The 13570-nt window shown below is 67.7% G+C and carries 14 protein-coding genes; 5 read left to right on the forward strand and 9 right to left on the reverse strand.

Going from position 1 to position 13570, the window contains the following annotated elements; genetic code table 11:
* Positions 1–10 precede the first annotated feature (10 nt).
* The 4 genes from ACTHQS_RS04520 to ACTHQS_RS04535 form a co-directional block, all read right to left on the reverse strand.
* The gene (locus ACTHQS_RS04520) at positions 11–1333 is read right to left on the reverse strand and encodes an MFS transporter (RefSeq protein WP_440166668.1); all 1323 of its coding nucleotides are present in this window, start codon (positions 1331–1333) and stop codon (positions 11–13) included.
* Positions 1334–1359: 26 nt separating this feature from the next.
* On the reverse strand, positions 1360–1866 hold the full coding sequence (locus ACTHQS_RS04525; protein WP_440166436.1) for a winged helix-turn-helix transcriptional regulator: 507 nt from the start codon (positions 1864–1866) through the stop codon (positions 1360–1362).
* Positions 1867–2028: 162 nt separating this feature from the next.
* The gene (locus ACTHQS_RS04530; protein ID WP_440166438.1) at positions 2029–3192 is read right to left on the reverse strand and encodes a cystathionine gamma-synthase; all 1164 of its coding nucleotides are present in this window, start codon (positions 3190–3192) and stop codon (positions 2029–2031) included.
* A 25-nt stretch (positions 3193–3217) separates the two neighbouring features.
* On the reverse strand, positions 3218–4603 hold the full coding sequence (locus ACTHQS_RS04535; protein WP_440166440.1) for a cystathionine beta-synthase: 1386 nt from the start codon (positions 4601–4603) through the stop codon (positions 3218–3220).
* Positions 4604–4662: 59 nt separating this feature from the next.
* On the opposite strand from ACTHQS_RS04535, the gene ACTHQS_RS04540 reads away from it, so the two are divergent.
* The gene (locus ACTHQS_RS04540) at positions 4663–5850 is read left to right on the forward strand and encodes an SLC13 family permease (RefSeq protein WP_440166442.1); all 1188 of its coding nucleotides are present in this window, start codon (positions 4663–4665) and stop codon (positions 5848–5850) included.
* Positions 5851–5876: 26 nt separating this feature from the next.
* Here ACTHQS_RS04540 and ACTHQS_RS04545 read toward each other — a convergent pair whose 3' ends face one another.
* Complete coding sequence (locus ACTHQS_RS04545; RefSeq protein ID WP_440166444.1) at positions 5877–6293, reverse strand: VOC family protein; 417 nt, start codon at positions 6291–6293, stop codon at positions 5877–5879.
* A 152-nt stretch (positions 6294–6445) separates the two neighbouring features.
* Here ACTHQS_RS04545 and ACTHQS_RS04550 point away from each other — a divergent pair, with 152 nt between their 5' ends.
* Both ACTHQS_RS04550 and ACTHQS_RS04555 read left to right on the forward strand, forming a co-directional pair.
* Complete coding sequence (locus ACTHQS_RS04550; RefSeq protein ID WP_440166446.1) at positions 6446–7432, forward strand: DNA-3-methyladenine glycosylase family protein; 987 nt, start codon at positions 6446–6448, stop codon at positions 7430–7432.
* Between the two features lie 121 nt (positions 7433–7553).
* Positions 7554–8171 carry a hypothetical protein gene (locus ACTHQS_RS04555; RefSeq protein ID WP_440166448.1) on the forward strand — a complete coding sequence of 206 codons (618 nt, stop codon included), beginning with the start codon at positions 7554–7556 and terminating at the stop codon, positions 8169–8171.
* 10 nt (positions 8172–8181) lie between these two features.
* Here the strand turns inward: ACTHQS_RS04555 and ACTHQS_RS04560 are convergent, their stop codons facing one another.
* The gene (locus ACTHQS_RS04560) at positions 8182–9858 is read right to left on the reverse strand and encodes an AMP-binding protein (protein WP_440166450.1); all 1677 of its coding nucleotides are present in this window, start codon (positions 9856–9858) and stop codon (positions 8182–8184) included.
* 93 nt (positions 9859–9951) lie between these two features.
* On the opposite strand from ACTHQS_RS04560, the gene ACTHQS_RS04565 reads away from it, so the two are divergent.
* Positions 9952–10230 (forward strand): putative quinol monooxygenase, encoded by a 279-nt coding sequence (locus ACTHQS_RS04565; RefSeq protein ID WP_159631253.1) that lies wholly within the window; start codon positions 9952–9954, stop codon positions 10228–10230.
* A gap of 85 nt (positions 10231–10315) precedes the next feature.
* Here the strand turns inward: ACTHQS_RS04565 and ACTHQS_RS04570 are convergent, their stop codons facing one another.
* Positions 10316–10750, reverse strand: coding sequence for a thioredoxin family protein (locus tag ACTHQS_RS04570; RefSeq protein ID WP_440166452.1), 435 nt, complete (start codon positions 10748–10750; stop codon positions 10316–10318).
* Positions 10751–10843: 93 nt separating this feature from the next.
* The gene (locus tag ACTHQS_RS04575) at positions 10844–11398 is read right to left on the reverse strand and encodes an acyl-CoA thioesterase (RefSeq protein WP_440166454.1); all 555 of its coding nucleotides are present in this window, start codon (positions 11396–11398) and stop codon (positions 10844–10846) included.
* 372 nt (positions 11399–11770) lie between these two features.
* Between ACTHQS_RS04575 and ACTHQS_RS04580 the strand changes: the two genes are divergently transcribed.
* Complete coding sequence (locus ACTHQS_RS04580; protein ID WP_440166456.1) at positions 11771–12769, forward strand: LysM peptidoglycan-binding domain-containing protein; 999 nt, start codon at positions 11771–11773, stop codon at positions 12767–12769.
* 91 nt (positions 12770–12860) lie between these two features.
* Here ACTHQS_RS04580 and ACTHQS_RS04585 read toward each other — a convergent pair whose 3' ends face one another.
* Positions 12861–13286, reverse strand: a complete 426-nt coding sequence (locus ACTHQS_RS04585; protein WP_440166458.1) for a CBS domain-containing protein — start codon at positions 13284–13286, stop codon at positions 12861–12863.
* Between the last annotated feature and the right edge of the window lie 284 nt (positions 13287–13570).

The following is a 13570-nucleotide window of genomic DNA, read 5'->3' on the forward strand; positions in this document are numbered from 1 at the left end:
GGCGCCCGTTTCAGGCCGCTGCGGGCTCCACTTCCCTTGGACTGTGGTGCCGGCGGATGGTGGCGCTGATGACGGCGGCGATGGTGCACATGGCGGCGGCGCCGAACCAGGCGTAGGTGTAGTGCCCGGTGGCGTCACGGAGGGCACCGGCGGCGATGGCGGCTGCGGCGGCGCCCAGCTGGTGGGCCGCGAAGACCCACCCGAAGACCACGCTGCCGTCAGCTCCGAACGTTTCGCGGCAGATGGCTGCCGTGGGTGGGACGGTGGCCACCCAGTCCAGGCCGTAGATCACGACGAACACGATCATGCTGGGCTGCACCTCGGCGTTCAGCAGCAGCGGAAGCACCAGCAGGCCGATCCCGCGGAACTGGTAGTAGACGGCCAGCAGGACGCGGGGGTTGAAGCGGTCGGTGAGCCAGCCCGAGGCGATGGTGCCGATGATGTCGAAAATCCCGACGACGGCGAGCAGTCCCGCGGCCGTGGTTTGGGGCATGCCGTGGTCGTGGGCGGAGGGGATGAAGTGGGTGCCGATCAGTCCGTTGGTGGTGGCCCCGCAGATGGCGAAACCGGCGGCGAGAGCCCAGAACGTCCTGACCTTGCTGGCGCGCCGGAGCGCCTGCAGCGCGCGGACGGCGGCGTTGGTGCGGCCGCCGTCTTTGCGGTCCGCTGCGGCTTCCGGTTCTTCAACATCAGCGGCCACCGGGTCCGCGCCGTAGGGCAGGACCCCGACGTCGGCCGGCGAGTTCTTGAGGAACTTCAACACCAGCGGGACCACGGCCAGGGCGCCTGCCGCGATGAGCAGGGAGGCCTGCCGCCAGCCGGGGTCCTGGGCGAGCATGGCGATGAAGGGCAGGAAGACCAGCTGGCCGGCCGCGCTGCCTGCGGTGAGGATGCCGATGACCAGGCCGCGGCTTTTGGTGAACCAGGTGTTGGCGATCGTGGCGGCGAAGACCAGGGCCATGGAGCCCGTGCCGAGGCCGATCAGCAGGCCCCAGGTCAGCAGGATCTGCCAGGACTGGCTCACCAGCACGGTCAGTGCACTGCCCATGCCGATCAGGACCAGGGCCGTTGCCGTCACGGCCCGGATGCCGAACCGCTCCATCAGGGCGGCGGCGAACGGGGCGGTCAGGCCAAAGAGGACCAGGTTGATGCTGACTGCCGCGGACAGGACCGTGGTGGACCAGCCGAACTCCTGCTGGAGCGGGACCATCAGGACGCCGGGAGCCGCCCGGAAACCGGCTGCTCCCACCAGGGCGAGGAATGCCACGACGGCCACGGCCCAGGCTGGGTGCAGGCGGCGGCGCGGTCCGCGCGGGGTCTGCAGCGTTGACATGTCCGCCGCTTTCCCGGGCAGGGCGCTCACGCGGCCGTTCCTTTCCCGGCAGCAGTGGACAACGGGATGGGCTGCTCGGACCGGGCCCTGCTGTGCCAGCTGGTGTTCGCCGCGGTGAGCCGTTCACCGCATTCGGTGCAGGTGTCCGCCGAGGTGGTGGCTTTCCCGCAGCCGGAATGGATGACGTAGAGGTGTGCCTGGTCCGAGGGCGCGGGCAAATGCTTCTCCGCCCAGATGGTGACCGCGTTCAGGACCGGCAGCGCGTCCTCACCTTTGGGAGTGAGGACGTATTCCTGGCGGGTGCGGCCACCGTCGTCGTAGGCGCTCTTCTCCAGCAGCCCCGATTCGACCAGGCCTGCCAGGCGCTTGGTGAGGACGGAGTCTGCCACTTCCAGCCGGCTCTTCATGGCGTCGAAGCGCCCGTTCCCCATGAAGACCTCGCGGAGGACAAGGATGGACCAGGGGTCTCCCAGGATGTCCAGGCCGCGGGCCATGCTGCAGCTGCGTTGGGACCAGTCGGATCGAAGAGGCATAACGGAACCCTAGCTGACTTCTTTCAAGAAAGCCACACGTCCCGCGAAATGACAGTTCACGGCAGTCCAGGGCGGAAACACTGCCGTGAAGTGCCATCTCGCGGGGTTCCCTGGGCGGGCTTGGGAGGCCAGGGGGCGGGTGGGGCACAGCTCGCGGAGGGGTTACGGGATGTTGGAGAACGCCTGGTCCAGGTCCGCGACCAGGTCTTCCTTGTCCTCGATGCCGCAGGACAGGCGCAGCAGGTTCACCGGAACGGCCAGCTCGGTGCCCTTGACGGACGCGTGGGTCATCTCGGAGGGGTAGTTCATCAGCGATTCGATCCCGCCCAGGGATTCTGCCAGCGTGAACACGGACGTTGACTCGGCCACCTTGCGGGCAGCAGCTTCGCCGCCCTTGAACTGGACGGACACCATGCCGCCGAACTTGCGCATCTGGCGCTTGGCCAGCTCGTGGCCCGGGTGGGTGGGCAGTCCCGGGTAGAGGACGGCTTCGACCTCCGGGCGCTCGAGCAGCCATTCGGCCACGGCCTGGCCGTTCTCGCTGTGCCGGTCCATCCGGACGCCGAGTGTCTTGAGTCCGCGGGTGGTCAGGAAAGCGTCCATGGGACCGGACACGGCGCCTACCGCGAACTGGACGAAGCCGATCTTTTCCGCCAGTTCTTCATCCTTGACCACGACGGCGCCGCCCACCACGTCTGAATGGCCTCCGATGTACTTGGTGGTGGAGTGGACCACCACGTCGGCACCCAGGGCGAGCGGGTTCTGGAGGTAGGGGGACGCGAAGGTGTTGTCGACGACCAGAAGGGCGCCGGCGTCGTGCGCTATGTCGGCGAGCGCCACGATGTCGGTGATCTTCATCAGCGGGTTGGACGGCGTCTCCACCCACACGAACCGGGTTTTGTGGGCGTCCACCGCGTGGCGGACCCGGTCCAGGTTGGCCATGTCCACCGGGGTGTTGCCTATGCCCCAGTCCCCCAGGACCCGGCTGATCAAGCGGTAGGTTCCGCCGTACGCGTCATTGCCCAGCACGATGTGGTCCCCGGGGCGGGTCAGCGCGCGGATGAGGGCATCCTCCGCGGCGAGCCCGGAGCTGAAGCTGTAGGCGTGGGTGCCCAGTTCCAACGCGGCCAACTGTTCCTGCAGCGCGTCCCGCGTCGGGTTGCCGCCGCGGCCGTACTCGTAGCCGCTGCGCAGGCCGCCGATGCCGTCCTGGGCATAGGTGGAGCTGAAATGCAGCGGCGGCACCACGGCCCCGGTGCGGGGTTCGAACTCCTGTCCGGCATGGACGGCACGGGTGTTGAAGCCTTGGTTTTCAGAGGCGGTCATGATGCTCCTTTGCGGGTAGCGCAGATCAGTTGCTGAGGTAGGCCAGCAGGTCGTGCCGGGTGAGGATGCCCACGGGCGCGCCCACGAACGTGACCATCAGGGTGTCCGTGTCAGAGAGCAGTTCCCTGGCGGCGGAGATGGTTTCCAGTGAGCCGATCACGGGCAGCTTGGGGCCCATGTGTTCGGAGATCTTGTCCGTCAGCTTCGCTTCGCCGCGGAACAGTTTGGCGGTCAGGGTGCGCTCGTCCACGGCGCCGAGGACCTCCCCCATGACCACGGGCGGCTCCTGCGACAGGACCGGGATGTGGCTGACGCCGAACTCGTTCATGATGTTGATGACGTCGCGGACCGACTCGTTGGGGTGGATGTGCACCAGGTCCGGCAGTTCGCCGTTCTTGGATTTGATGACCTCCCCCACGGAGGTTTCCTCGCCGCCGGAGAGGAAACCGTAAGAGCGCATCCACTGGTCGTTGAAGATTTTGGCAAGGTAGCCGCGTCCGGAGTCGGGCAGGATGACCACGACGACGGCGCTTTCCGGCAGGTCCTTCGCCGCCTGCAGCGCGGCTACTACGGCCATCCCGGAGGAACCGCCCACCAGCAGCCCCTCCTCCCGCGCCAGGCGGCGGGTCATGGCAAAGGAGTCCGCGTCGGAGACCGCGATGACGTCATCAGGAATGGTTTTGTCGTAGTTCGCCGGCCACATGTCCTCGCCGACGCCCTCCACGAAATAGGGGCGCCCGGTACCGCCTGAGTAGACCGACCCTTCGGGGTCCGCGCCGATGATCCGGACCACCCCGCCGTCGGACTCGGGCCTGTCAGCCGAAACCTCCTTGAGGTACCGGCCTGTGCCGGTGATGGTGCCGCCCGTGCCGGCGCCGATGACAACGTGGGTGACTGTGCCGTCCGTGTCCCGCCAGATCTCCGGGCCGGTGGTTTTGTAGTGGCTTCCCGGTGCCGCGGGGTTGGAGAACTGGTCCGGCTTGAAGGCCCCGGGCGTCTCCCGGGTGATCCGGTCCGAGACGCCGTAGTAGCTTTGCGGGCTGTCCGGCGGGACGGAGGTGGGTGTGACCACCACTTCGGCGCCGTAGGCCTGCAGTACGGCGCGCTTGTCCTCGCCCACCTTGTCCGGGACCACGAAGATGCACTTGTAGCCCTTCTGCTGCGCCACGAGGGCCAGGCCCACCCCGGTGTTGCCCGATGTGGGCTCCACAATGGTGCCGCCGGGCTTCAGCTTGCCCTCGCGTTCGGCGTCCTCGATCATCTGCGCCGCGATGCGGTCCTTGATGGACCCGCCGGGGTTCAGGTACTCCAGTTTGACCAGGACAGTGGCCTTAATGCCGTCAGTCACGTGGTTGAGTTTGATGAGCGGGGTATTGCCGATGAGGTCCAGGATGGACTGGGCGTACTTCATAGGTACAAAGCTACCGCTTCCTGCACGCCGTTCCCTGTCCCCGGTGCGAGGATAAGCCGGTGAAGCAGTTCGCATGGCTGAAAGCTGCCCGCAGCTACCTGCTGCCCGGCGCCACCCTGGCAGCAGGCGTGGCCGCCCTGGCATCCGGTGTGCTGCCCCTTCCCGCCTTCGGGGACCTGGCCAGCCGGACCATTCCCATCCTGGCCTTTGTGCTGGCCATGTCCCTGGTCACGGAACTGGTGGATGAGGCAGGGCTGTTCCGGGTGGTGACTGACCGCCTGGCCGCCCTGGGGCGGGGCCGGGTCCTCCTGCTGTGGCTCCTGGTGGTTGCAGTGGCCACGGTGTCCACGGTGTTCCTGTCCCTGGACACGACGGCGGTGCTGGTGACGCCGGTGGTGGTCCTGCTGGCCGTGCACGCCCGGATCCCGCCGCTGCCGTTCGCGCTGACCAGCATCTGGCTGGCCAATACCGCTTCCCTGCTGCTGCCGGTGTCCAACCTGACCAATCTCCTGGCGCAGGACCGGCTGGGCCTGAGCCCGTGGCGGTTCGCGGGTCTGGTGTGGGCACCCGCCCTGGTGGGCCTGCTGGTCCCCCTTGCCCTGTTGTGGCTGGCGTTCCGGCGGGACCTGCGCGGAACCTACGGGCCGCAGCCGGCCCATCCCGTCCGTGACCGCACCCTGCTGAAGGCCGCGGCGATCACGCTCCTCGTCCTGCTGCCCGCGCTGGTATCCGGGGTGCCGGTCCAGTACCCGGCGCTGGCTGCGGCCGCCGTCCTGCTGGCGGTCTTCCTCCGCCGCCGGCCCTCCGTGCTTCGGTGGTCCATGGTCCCGTGGCGGCCGCTGATGCTGACGGTGGGGCTGTTCATGCTGATGGAGGCCCTGCATGCGCATGGCCTCGCCACCCTGCTGACGGGGATAGCCAGCACCGGGGACAGCCTGCCTGCGCTCCTGCAGCTGGCGGGGCTGGGCGCCGGCGCGGCCAACGCTGCCAACAACCTTCCCGCCTACCTGGCGCTGGAGCCGGTGGCGGGCTCGCAGGCCAGGCTCGCCGCGCTGCTCATTGGGGTGAACCTGGGCCCGCTGGTGACCCCCTGGGCCTCGCTGGCCACGCTGCTGTGGCACGAGCGGCTGCGTGTGCTGAACGTTCCCATCAGGTGGGGCGGGTTCGCCGCAGCGGGAGTGGTGGCGGTGGCGCTGACCGTGCCGCTGGCCGTGCTGGCACTGTGGGCCGTGTCCGGGATGCCCTAAGTAAGCCCCTAATCAGCTGCCTGCGATCAGCTGCCGGGGGCCTGGCCGCCGTCGCCGCCCTCGCCGGCGGGAAGGTTCTCCCAGAGGCCCATCACATTGCCCTCGGGATCCTTGAAGTAAGCCGTGAAGCCCATCCCGGGAATCTCGTTCTTGGGCATGACCACCGAGCCGCCAAGCTGCTCCACGCTCCTGAGCGTGGCGTCGATGTCCGGAACGTCAACGGTGATCACCGGGGCAGTGATCTGCCCTTCCCTGGCCATCATCCCTCCGTTGATGGCGCCCGCGGCCGCCGGCTGGCCGTCGTCGTCCATGTCCGTGCTGATGACCATGCTGTAGTCCATGCCCGGCACCGGTTCGACCCGCCAGCCCAAGGCCTCCTGGTAGAACTTCCTGGCCCGCTTCTGGTCGTCCGCGGGAATCTCGAAATGCACTACTCCGCCCATGGTTGCCCTCCATATTCCTGTGCTTCCCTGTTGGTTGGGTGCCTTGCGCCGGCTGCCCGGGTGCTCCACGCGGCGATCCTAATCCGGAGCCGGGAAGCGCAGAAGGGCCGATGGTCCCGCCACTGTCGGCGGTCCGTGGGACGATGGAAGACATGACGATCGCAGCGGCACCTCCCCGGCTGGCAGCCGCGGCGGACGTGTCCCTGCGCTGGTATCCGGAGGGTCCCTACAGCCTTTCCCGGACCCTGGGCCCGCTCCTGCGAGGCAACAGCGATCCGTCCTTCTGTATCCAGGGGGACGTCATCTGGAATGCCTTTACGACGCCGGAGGGTCCGGCCACCATGCGGCTCGCCCCTGCGGGCGGCGGCGACGCGGGCGGGCCGTTGGTGGATATCCAGGCCTGGGGCCCGGGCGCCGCAGCCGCCGTGCAGGCAGCGCCCCGGCTGTTGGGGTCCGACGACGACTGGCAGGGTTTCGATGAACCGGCCTTCCATTCCACGCTGCCACGCATGGTACGGGAGGCCCGGCGCCGCAGCCTGGCAGTCCGGCTCCCGTCAAGCGGCCGCATGGTGGACCAGCTGGTGCCGATCATCCTTGAGCAGAAGGTGACGGTGATTGAGGCACGGCGCGCCTACCGCTACCTTGTCCACCGTTATGGGACTCCGGCGCCCCGGGCCGGGATGTCCACGCCGGCTGGACTCGTGGTCGCACCGACGGCCGCGCGCTGGCTGCAGGTTCCCAGCTGGGAGTGGCACAAGGCCGGGGTGGGGCCCCAGCGTTCGGCCACCGTCATGCGCGCGCTGCGCTCCGCCGTCGCGCTTGAACGCCTTGCGGCGCTGCCGGCGCTGGAGGCCGCGGAGAAGATGCAGGTCATTCCGGGCATCGGGGTCTGGACGGCAGCCGAGGTGGTGCAGCGCACCCACGGCTGCCCCGACTCCATTTCGGTGGGCGACTACCACCTGGCCGCCTATGTAGGAGCGGCCCTGACCGGACACCGGACTGACGACGCCGGGATGCTCCGGCTGCTGGAGCCCTGGCGGGGGCACCGGCAGCGCGTGGTCCGGATGATCCAGAGCACCGGGTTCCGCAAGCCCACGTTCGGCCCGAGGATGACCATCCAGGACCACCGCGGGCACTGACCGGCCGGGAAACCGCGGGCCCTCTCATCAACCGGGATGCTTGATCCGCGGGGCAATGGGTACGGCCATGGATGAAGGCCACCGCGAGGCGGAGGGCTGCACCATGACGGAAGGGACGGCCATGAGCACCAATCCAGGCAGCAGGAACCAGGGCGGTGAGCAGGTTGCCGTGGACCCGGCCCTGCAGGACCCCACCGCCACGGACCCCTTGGCGGATGAGAAGGTGCGGCTCCAACTCGCCATCTTCGAGGTGACCCGGGAAGCCGACGGCAAGGGCATCGGCGCCATCCGGGACATGCTGCGGGCTGCCTTTGCGCGCCACGGGGTGGAGACACCACCGGCCACCTGGGTGGAATCTGTCGCTTCTTCAGCCTTCTACGGCGAGCCTTACATTGTCGACCTCGAGGCAGCGGTGACGGCAGACACGATCGTCCCGGCCCCGAACGAGGAGGTCCGTGAGCGGCTCGCCTCCCGCCGGAGGCTCCAGCAGGAGAAGCTTCCGGCCGGGATCTTTCCCACACAGGAGGACTGGGAGCTCTCCCCTGACGAAGTCACAACAACAGGCAAGGGGCGGACGGGCCGCGGCGCCGTCCGCGCACTGGGGTCATCCGCAGGCGCTTCCCGGCAGCTCCTGGCGGCGGCAGGGCTGGCGGCGGCAGGGCTGGCGGCAGCAGTCCTGGCTGCGCTGGTTATAATGCGGTTTTCCCGCCGGCCGTCCCCGGCCCGCGAAACCAGCTGACGCGGCGAGGTCAGAGCCCCAGCCGGGCCACCGCTTCCTCGCGCATCTGGACCTTGCGGATCTTTCCCGAGACCGTCATGGGGAAGCTCTCCCGGACCTCCACGTAGCGCGGGACCTTGTAGTGGGCCAGCCGCCCGCGGCAGAATTCGGCCAGGGAGTCGGCGTCCAGGGGTCCGGCTCCCGGCTTGAGGATGATGCAGGCCATCAGCTCCTCGCCATACCGTTGGTCCGGGACTCCGATTACCTGCACGTCCTGGATGTCGGGGTGGGTGTAGAGGAACTCCTCGATCTCGCGGGGGTAGATGTTTTCGCCGCCCCGGATCACCATGTCCTTGATGCGGCCTTCCACCACCACGTAGCCGTCCTCGTCCATGCGGGCCAGGTCCCCGGTGTGCATCCAGCCGTCCGCGTCAATCGCTTCGGCCGTCTTGTCCGGCTGGTTCCAGTACCCGGCCATCACGGCGTAGCCGCGGGTGCAGAGCTCGCCGATCTGCCCGCGCTCCAGTTCCTCGCCGGTGGCGGGGTCCACGATCCTGCTCTCCAGCTGCGGCATGGTGCGGCCCACGGTCTCGGTGCGCTGCTGCAGCGTGTCGCCCTTCCGGGTCATGGTGGACACCGGCGAGGTTTCGGTCATGCCGTAGCAGATGGCCACGTCCACCATGTTCATCTCCGAAATCACCCGGTTCATCACCTCGATGGGGCACAGCGATCCCGCCATGACGCCGGTGCGGAGCGTGGAGAGGTCGTAGGTGCCGAAGTCGGGCAGGGCCAGCTCGGCGATGAACATGGTGGGCACCCCGTACAGGGAGGTCCCCTCGAAGTCCTGGACGGCCTCGAGCGCCGCCGCAGGCGAGAAGCCCCGGCCCGGGATGATGGTGGCGGCGCCGTGGCTGAGGGCGTTGAGGTTGCCGATCACCATGCCGAAGCAGTGGTAGAAAGGCACCGGGATGACCACGCGGTCATGCTCTGTGTAGCCCAGCAGCTCGCCAATGGCGTAGCCGTTGTTCAGGATGTTGTGGTGGGTCAGCGTGGCGCCCTTGGGGAACCCCGTGGTGCCGGAGGTGTACTGCAGGTTGATGGGGTCGTGCGGGTTCAGTTCGGCCATGCGGGCTTTCAAGACGGAATGCCCGACGCCGTCCGCCCGGGTCAGCAGTTCGGCGTACGTGAGTTCCGCGTCGCTTTGGGGGCTGCCGGCTTTCAGCGCGTCCAGGCCATGGACCGGCAGGAAGACGAGTTCCCGGAGATCGGGACAGGTGAGGAGGGCTTGGCGGGCCATGGCCACGTAGTCGCTGTTGTCGTCCGACGGCGCCGTGACCAGCGTGCGCATGCCGTTCTGCTTGACCACGAATTCGAGTTCGTGGCTGCGGTAGGCCGGGTTGACGTTGACCAGGATGGCGCCCATCTTGGCCGTGGCGTACTGCAGCAGCGTCCACTCGGCGCAGTTGGGGCTCCAGATGCCCACCCGCTCCCCCTTGGCAACGCCCAAGGCGAGGAGCGCGCGTGCCAGCCGGTCGACGTCGTCGTTCATCTTGGTGTAGCTCCAGCGGCGGGCGTCAGCGCCCGGCACGGGTGCGGCCTCGATGAGGGCGTCGTGGAGGGGAAACTGCGCGGCGACGCGCTCAAAGTTCGCGCCGATGGTTTCCTCCAGGAGCGGGACGTCAGTGTCCCCGGCTGTATAAGCACGCATGATGGCACGCTACCAACAGGATCCCGGCAGGAGAAGCATGCCGGCGCCGCAACACTGCCGGTTCCTTCCCGGGCGCCCGGTATTGTGAAATCCATGAGTGCACCCATTGACCTGATAGCAACGTTCATCCCCAACGACGGCGAGTTCCACCGCGTCAAGCTGGCCCTGGAAATCGCCATCGACGAGGTGGTGAAGGAGCCGGGCTGCATCCAGTACGAACTCACTGAAGCCACGGAGGAGAAGCTGGTCCTCACCGAGCAGTGGGCGTCCGAGGAAGACCTGGACAGGCACTCCAAAGGCATCGCCGTGCAGGACCTGAACGAATCGCTGAGCGCGCTGCTGGCCGAACCGGTGAAGGTGGAACGCGTCTAGGCGCAGTCATTAGTCCGCGCAGCCGTTAAACGCAGAATGCGGGACCTCCCACCGGAGGTCCCGCATTCTGCGTTAAAAAGGGGTCTTAGAAGTCGGGGATCTGCGTGCCGTCCTGGGGACCGCCCTGGCCGGCGGGCTTAGCGGCCGCGGCTGCTGCTTCTTCGCGCTGCTTGGCCACATGGGCGTGGACTTCCTCCATGTCCAGCGCCTTCACAGCGTCCACCACCTGTTCCAGCTGCTGGGCGTTCAGTGCGCCGGGCTGCGAGAACACCAGCACCTTTTCACGGAAGGCCATCAGCGTGGGGATGGAGGTGATGCCGGCCTCCGCCGCGAGCTGCTGCTCAGCTTCGGTGTCCACCTTGGTAAAGAGGACGTCCGGGTGCTTCTCGGACACTGTTGAGTATGTGGGGCCGAACTGCTTGCAGGGACCGCACCATTCCGCCCAGAAATCAACCAGGACAATGTCGTTTCCTTCAATCGTCGATGCGAACTGTTCACCTGTGATGTCAAGGGTAGCCATGTGTCCACGCTACGCGCCCGGCCGGGAGCCTGTCGCGGTTGTTCGCTCCCCGCGTCATTGGGAATAACGGAAAGGACGACGGCGGCGGCCGGCTCAGGAGGTGGCATCCCAGAGGTGCGGGGCCGGTGTGCGGCTGCCGGGGAGGGCGCTGGAGGCGCGCCACTCGTGGATCCAGTCCGGGAGGACCAGGTCCGCGGGCGGGGCACCGAACTCGGCGAGGATATCTTCCTGGCTTACCGGGCCGGACTTGGTGACCAGCCGGGTGGCGATGTAGGCACGCGCGTAAATCTCGCCGTCGGCCACCATGCGCTGCTCGAAGAAGATCGCCTTCGTGTCCAGCCCGATGACGCGGGTCTCGATGGCGTACTCCTGCCACAGCTGCAGCGGCTTGCGGAAGGAGATGGTTTCCGCGGACACCACCGGGCTCCAGACACGGCGGCGCATCCGCTTCCAGACGCCGCTGCGCACCATCAGGTCGAACCTGCCAAGGTCCATCAGGGACAGGTACATGCCGTTGTTGACGTGCATGGCGATGTCGATGTCTGTGGGCAGGACGCGCAGTGGCAGTGTCGACGGGTCCCACACGGACAACGGCGGACGGCGGCGGGAGCGGAAGAGCATGAGGAGGGTTCTCAGGAGCAGGTGCATGCCTCCATGTTACCCGTGAGTAACATTTCGTAAGGCAAGTATTCGCCCGCCCGCCGTCGAGTAGCAGCCCTGATCCGGGCGAGTAGCGGGCCTGCAAAGTCGGGTAATCCCTACTGGTGCCCCGGCCTTGGCGTCATTCCTAGACTCGGGATTCCTAGGACCAACACGCGCTGGCAGGTCCCCCGGGTTGCTTCCGGGAGCTCCTGCCTTCACGCGGAGCTCCGCATTTTCTGGGTGTGCGGATGCCTCCAACCTGCGCCGCTTTCGGCTCCGGCACCTGCCGGGGCCGGCGGCGCAACGACATCTCGCTCCGTCCAGCGTCCTGGCGTGCAACGCACCGCCGCGGCGGGACCGAAACCTGATGGGCAACCCATGAACCAGCCTTTCCTCCCTTCCCCCGACGGCGCCAGCAGAAGCTTCGCCACCGACGAACCCCGGACCGACCTCACCTCCGGCCGGCCGGTCATCAGCAACAAGTTATGGGCCGGCATGGCCACGGCAGCGGTGGTGGCTGCGGTGGGTATCGGCGCAATGGCGGCGCCGCCGGCGCCACTCAACGGGAGCACGACGGCGGCGGCGCAGGTTGCGGAGGCAACGGCACCGCCGCCGGCGGGCAGCACGGCCGAATCAGCTCCGGCAGCAGGTTCGGCGGTGGAAGCGGTCGCCGCACAGGCCACTGCTCCGGCTGCCGAAGCGCCGGCCCCACCGGCCGAACCTGCTCCGGCTCCGGCGGCGCCGGAGCCCGCACCCGCGCCGGCCCCCGAACCGGCCGGCGACCCCAATCTGTACACGGTGGTCCCGGGCGACACCGTCGGGGCGATTGCCGCCGGCCATGGCGTGGACATGAACGCCATGCTCGCGGCCAACGGGCTGAGTGCGTACAGCACCATCTACCCGGGCCAGACGCTCCTGCTGGCAGGTCCGCGCATCGCAGTTGCCGAGCCTGCACCTGCTCCCGCACCCGCGCCGGCGCCCGCCGGGGCACCGGTTGCTGCACAACAGGCACCTGCTCCGGCTCCCGCGGTTGTGTCGGCGGCTCCTGCCGTCCGCACCATCTACGTGGCCGGCTCGGGCGGCCAGTCCATGGTGGATGCCTGCATTGGGCCGATCCACTACACCCCCAACGACGGCTTCTCGCTGTTCATCACCGAGCATGATTTCTGCGGCGGGTGGGCCCGGTTCTCGGGAATCGGCGTAGGCGAAACGGTGAGCATCCCGGGGTACGGGACGTACACGGTGACCGGGCGAGGTACCGTCCCGAATCCGGGAACCACCAATGACGTCGTCGCGGTGTTCGGCGGCTTCCCCAGGGCGATCCTGCAGACCTGTATTCCGGGAACCAGCACCATGCTCCTGATCGCGCTGAACTGACAGTTCGGCCGGGTCTGAGCCCGGGAAGTCCTAAGCTTGTCCGCGGGTCCGAACCTTCAAGGGCTGGATCCGCGGACAAGTCAATGACGCGCTACACGCCGTGGCGTTCTGAAATGTGTTCCACCAGTTCGCCCACACGCTGTTCGGAGTAGTTGCGGGCAATGTCGCCCTGGCTGATGATGCCCACCAGTTTGTGGTCCGAGATCACCGGGAGCCTGCGTACCTGGTGCTCCTCCATCATGTCGATGGCTGCATCAACGTTGGCGTCGGCATCTATGCAGTACGGCTTGCCGGAGGCGAGATCGCGGGCCGTCATCTGGCCGGGGTCGCGGCCGGCGGCGACGCATTTAAGCACGATGTCGCGGTCAGTGATCATGCCCTTCAACTTGCCGTCATCACCGCAGATGGGAAGCGCTCCGCAGTCGAGGTCCATCATCATGCGGGCCGCGGCCGTGAGGGATTCGCTTTCTCCGATGCATCGCGCATCCGTGGTCATGAATTCACGTACAACACTCATTGAGTCCTCCTTCATCGATGGATTATCGACGCAGGGCATCGGAGCACATGCGCCGATGCTGCCAGATTACGCCCGCACCACCATGGTGTCGACGGCGGCTGGAGCCCGCTTTCGGCCGCCGATTTCGAACCTTTGCCCGCCTAAGGTTCCGACGCCCCACCACCTCCTGCAGCCTTTCTCCCAACGCCCCACCACCTCCTGCAGCCCTTCTCCCAACGCCCCACCACCTCCTGCAGCCCTTCTCCCAACGCCCCACCACCTCCTGCAGCCCTTCTCCCAACGCC

It is taken from the genome of Arthrobacter sp. SAFR-044 (assembly GCF_051965175.1).
In the GTDB taxonomy this organism is placed as follows: domain Bacteria; phylum Actinomycetota; class Actinomycetes; order Actinomycetales; family Micrococcaceae; genus Arthrobacter.

Excerpts from the sequence above, each read along its gene's own strand:
- ACTHQS_RS04575 (WP_440166454.1), bottom strand. The coding sequence starts at position 11,398 with ATGCACCTGCTCCTGAGAACCCTCCTCATGCTCTTCCGCTCCCGCCGC.
- ACTHQS_RS04560 (WP_440166450.1), bottom strand. The coding sequence starts at position 9,858 with ATGCGTGCTTATACAGCCGGGGACACTGACGTCCCGCTCCTGGAGGAA.
- ACTHQS_RS04580 (WP_440166456.1), top strand. The coding sequence starts at position 11,771 with ATGAACCAGCCTTTCCTCCCTTCCCCCGACGGCGCCAGCAGAAGCTTC.
- ACTHQS_RS04545 (WP_440166444.1), bottom strand. The coding sequence starts at position 6,293 with ATGGGCGGAGTAGTGCATTTCGAGATTCCCGCGGACGACCAGAAGCGG.
- ACTHQS_RS04565 (WP_159631253.1), top strand. The coding sequence starts at position 9,952 with ATGAGTGCACCCATTGACCTGATAGCAACGTTCATCCCCAACGACGGC.
- ACTHQS_RS04520 (WP_440166668.1), bottom strand. The coding sequence starts at position 1,333 with ATGTCAACGCTGCAGACCCCGCGCGGACCGCGCCGCCGCCTGCACCCA.
- ACTHQS_RS04530 (WP_440166438.1), bottom strand. The coding sequence starts at position 3,192 with ATGACCGCCTCTGAAAACCAAGGCTTCAACACCCGTGCCGTCCATGCC.
- ACTHQS_RS04550 (WP_440166446.1), top strand. The coding sequence starts at position 6,446 with ATGACGATCGCAGCGGCACCTCCCCGGCTGGCAGCCGCGGCGGACGTG.
- ACTHQS_RS04525 (WP_440166436.1), bottom strand. The coding sequence starts at position 1,866 with ATGCCTCTTCGATCCGACTGGTCCCAACGCAGCTGCAGCATGGCCCGC.
- ACTHQS_RS04585 (WP_440166458.1), bottom strand. The coding sequence starts at position 13,286 with ATGAGTGTTGTACGTGAATTCATGACCACGGATGCGCGATGCATCGGA.
- ACTHQS_RS04555 (WP_440166448.1), top strand. The coding sequence starts at position 7,554 with ATGAGCACCAATCCAGGCAGCAGGAACCAGGGCGGTGAGCAGGTTGCC.
- ACTHQS_RS04570 (WP_440166452.1), bottom strand. The coding sequence starts at position 10,750 with ATGGCTACCCTTGACATCACAGGTGAACAGTTCGCATCGACGATTGAA.
- ACTHQS_RS04535 (WP_440166440.1), bottom strand. The coding sequence starts at position 4,603 with ATGAAGTACGCCCAGTCCATCCTGGACCTCATCGGCAATACCCCGCTC.